At 66.7% G+C, this 1,299-nt stretch carries 1 protein-coding gene; it reads right to left on the bottom strand.

Annotated elements, in window-relative coordinates; translation table 11 throughout:
• Positions 1-33: 33 nt before the first annotated feature.
• Positions 34-1,221 (bottom strand): IS30 family transposase, encoded by a 1,188-nt coding sequence (locus tag SK803_RS46335; RefSeq protein ID WP_455032255.1) that lies wholly within the window; start codon positions 1,219-1,221, stop codon positions 34-36.
• Positions 1,222-1,299 lie beyond the last annotated feature (78 nt).

Below are 1,299 nucleotides of genomic sequence, written 5' to 3' on the forward strand. Positions count from 1 at the left end.
GGCGGTTTCTAGGGGTCGTCGCAACACAACTGATCAACTGGCTTCGGTCAGGAGTTTAGCGAGGCGCTCGGCTGGGTTGTCCCAGCCGAGCGTTTTGCGTGGGCGCTGGTTGAGTTCGGTGGCCACGAACGCGAGGTGTTCGGGCGTGTGGACCGAGAGATCGGTGCCTTTGGGGAAGTATTGGCGTAGCAGGCCGTTGGTGTTCTCGTTGCTGCCGCGTTGCCAGGGGCTGGCGGGGTCGCAGAAGTAGACGGGGATGTCGGTGGCCAGGGTGAACGCGGCGTGGCTGGCCATCTCGGCGCCTTGGTCCCAGGTCAGCGATTGCCACAGGTGTGAGGGCAGGGACTTGACTGTGGTGGTCAGGGCGTCGCGGACCTGCTCGGCGGTGCGACCGTGTGGTAGGTGCAGCAGCATCACGTAGCGGGTGGCGCGTTCGACGAGGGTGCCGATCGCGGAAGCGCCGTCCTTGCCGATGATCAGGTCGCCTTCCCAATGTCCTGGCAGGGCGCGGTCTTCGGCGTCGGCGGGCCGGTCGCTGATCATGACCATCGGGCTGAGGAACCGGGGCTGGCGTTGTCCTGGCTGTCGCCGGGGTTTGCGCATGGTGCGGCCGGTGCGAAGCGCGAGGGCGACCTCGCGGCGCAACTCACCGCGGCCTTGGACGTACAGGGACTGGTAGATCGTTTCGTGGACCACGTGCCACTCCGGCCGGTCGGGGAAGTCCCGTCGCAGCATCGCCGCGATCTGTTCGGGACTGCGTTTGCGGGCCAGATGGTCCTGCACGACATGGTGAAGCCCGGTATCGGCCGCGAGCTTGCGGACTTTCGGCCGTGGCCGGCGGGCATCGGCACGGGCCTGCGCGGCGTGTGGGCGGTAGTCGCCGGACACCTGATGCGCGTTGCGGCGCAGCTCCCGGCTCACTGTCGCGGGATCACGATCCAGTTCGGCGGCGATCTGACGGATCGTGGCACCGGCGCGTCGGCGGTCGGCGATGACGATGCGTTCGTTCTCGTTCAGAAACCGGCCCCGCACAACAGAAGGCGCCGCCGAGGTGATCGGCGGCGCCCCTGCCTGACGGCCGGTCGGGTTACGGCCGTTGCGCCAGCGTTTGCCGGTCCGGACGTTGATCCCGACGATCTTGCATGCTTCTCGACTGCTCACGCCCTGACACACGAGCGCAAGATAAGCCTCGCGCTCACGCGTCAGACCACGACGCCCCAGATTGATCGACCGGTCCCGAATCCCGAAGTCCACCGCAACCCCTCAACTGAGGTGTTGCAACAACCACTAGAACCCAAG

Source organism: Lentzea miocenica (assembly GCF_033949945.1).
GTDB classification, from domain to species: domain Bacteria; phylum Actinomycetota; class Actinomycetes; order Mycobacteriales; family Pseudonocardiaceae; genus Lentzea; species Lentzea miocenica.